Origin of the sequence: Kitasatospora putterlickiae (assembly GCF_039527695.1) — a bacterium.
Taxonomy (GTDB): Bacteria; Actinomycetota; Actinomycetes; order Streptomycetales; family Streptomycetaceae; genus Kitasatospora; species Kitasatospora putterlickiae.
In genome coordinates this window covers 1-1951 of the sequence record NZ_BAAAKJ010000357.1, presented here as the reverse complement: position 1 = coordinate 1951, position 1951 = coordinate 1, and the positions used below count along the sequence as shown (strand labels likewise).

The 1951-nt window shown below is 72.9% G+C and carries 2 protein-coding genes, 1 tRNA gene and 1 pseudogene; all 4 read right to left on the bottom strand.

From position 1 onward, the window contains the following. Window positions 1-275: 275 nt before the first annotated feature. Entirely contained in the window at window positions 276-722 is a 447-nt protein-coding gene (locus ABD308_RS32610; RefSeq protein WP_344343116.1) for a DUF4442 domain-containing protein, read from the bottom strand. A gap of 179 nt (window positions 723-901) precedes the next feature. Further along, window positions 902-977: transfer RNA gene (locus ABD308_RS32605), tRNA-His, on the bottom strand. Window positions 978-1104: 127 nt separating this feature from the next. Continuing rightward, window positions 1105-1707: an oligoribonuclease gene (orn, locus tag ABD308_RS32600; RefSeq protein ID WP_344343114.1), complete on the bottom strand. Its 603-nt coding sequence runs from the start codon at window positions 1705-1707 to the stop codon at window positions 1105-1107. Window positions 1708-1712: 5 nt separating this feature from the next. Further along, window positions 1713-1951, bottom strand: a pseudogene (locus tag ABD308_RS32595) (hypothetical protein); the annotation flags it as partial.

The window sequence follows — 1951 nt, the reverse complement described above, 5'->3', positions numbered from 1 at the left end:
CGTCGGAGCCGGGCGGGAGTCGGCGCCGGCCGCGCAGGAGGCGGGGGCGCCGAACCCCCAGAGCTGTGCGAGCAGTGCTCCGCCGGCCGCGACGGCCCGCGGCCGGGGCAGCCACCGCCGGACCGCGCGCCACCCGCCGCCGACGGTCCGTCGGGCGGGTTCCGGGCCCCTGGTCGCGTGATTGGCTCGCACGTGAATCGAGAACGAGCGGGCGGACCGTGAGGACACGGACGGTTGTCGCGGACGGCCGTCGCGGACCGTCCGCCGTGCTCCGCTCAGGAGTTGGGGCGCAGCGTCCAGACGACCGTCATGACGCCGGTCACCGCTCCGTCGGCGCGGGTGATCTCGACGGTCACCGGGAACTCCGGGCGCTCGCCCCGGTCGAGCTCGGCGACGATGTCGGCGGCCGGCCGGCCGAGCACGGCGGTGGCCGTGACGGCGCCCATGGCGAGCTTCTTGTAGGAGATCTCGGCGCTCACCGCGAGCGGCACCGCGCGCGAGAGCTGCTCGCCGAAGGCGCCCAGCACGATGCAGCCGCTGGCCGACTCGGCGAGGGTGAACATCGCGCCGGCGTGCGGGCCGCCCACGTGGTTGTGGTACTCGGGCTGGTCGGGCAGTCGGAGCACCGCGCGCTCCGGGGTGGTCTCCAGGTATTCGAGCTTGAGGGTCCGGGCCATCGGGACGGTGGAGTCGAGCAGCTGGCCGATCGAAGCAGTGGTCATGGCGGCAACGTTACTAGCCGGTAGCTTCCGGCGGCAGACCCGTGACCGGGGAAGGGAATGAGACGCGGACCACGGTGCGACGCGCGCCACACCACCCCCGCCAGGCCGCCGCCGATGTGAGGGAACGCGAAAAAGCCCGAGGGGCCGGTCCCTTGACGAGACCGGCCCCTCGGGGGCGATGGGGTGAGTGACGGGACTCGAACCCGCGGCCACCTGGACCACAACCAGGTGCTCTACCAACTGAGCTACACCCACCATCTGTCCGGACCGTTCACGCTCTTCGGCGTTCCCGCTCCGACAAGAAGAACTCTACAGGATCCGGGAGGGTGCTCGCGCCAGGGTTTCCGCTCCCCGGGCGCGAGCACCTCCGCCGCCTACGGGCTCAGTCCGCCTGCGCCCGGTACTTCTCGGCGATCGCGCGCGCGGTGTCGGTGTCCGGGCCCGGCTGCGCGACGAACACCGCCTCGCGGTAGTAGCGCAGTTCGTCGATGCTCTCGCGGATGTCGGCGAGCGCGCGGTGGTTCCCGCCCTTCGGGGGGCTGTTGTAGTACGCCTTCGGGTACCAGCGCCGGGCCAGCTCCTTGATCGAGGAGACGTCCACGATCCGGTAGTGCAGGTGACTCTCCAGCGCGGGCATGTCCCGGCTCAGGAACCCGCGGTCGGTGGCCACCGAGTTCCCGCACAGCGGTGTGCGCCCGGCCTCCGGCACGTGCTCGCGCACGTACGCGAGGACCATCGCCTCCGCCTCGGCCAGCGTGACCCCGTGCTCCAGCTCCTCCAGCAGCCCGGAGGAGGTGTGCATCTCCCGCACCACCTCGGGCATGTTCGCCAGCGCCTCGGCGGGCGGGCGGATGATGACGTCCACACCCTCGCCGAGGATGTTCAGCTCCGAGTCCGTCACCAGTGCCGCGACCTCGACCAGGGCGTCCCGGTCGAGGTCGAGGCCTGTCATTTCACAGTCGATCCATACCAAACGGTCATTCACGCCACTCACCCTACGGCGCGATCACGCGCCGCGGGCACCGATGGAGCCGAGCGCGGCGCCGGGGCGCGGCCCTCGGAGCCGTGCTGGTCCTGGGCGTGGCCGTCCGATTCCCGGACCTCCCGCGCCTCCCGGACCTCCCTGGCCTCCCGGCCGGGGTGGCCGGCGGGGTGCGCCGGGCGGGCGTCACGGCCGGACCGCGCCTCCCGGGGCTCCCTGGTCTCGGCCGCGGTGGCGCGGACGGCCG

What these genes read in the sequence shown, in the direction of transcription:
- ABD308_RS32610 (WP_344343116.1), bottom strand. Translation starts at nt 722, where the DNA reads ATGACCACTGCTTCGATCGGCCAGCTGCTCGACTCCACCGTCCCGATG.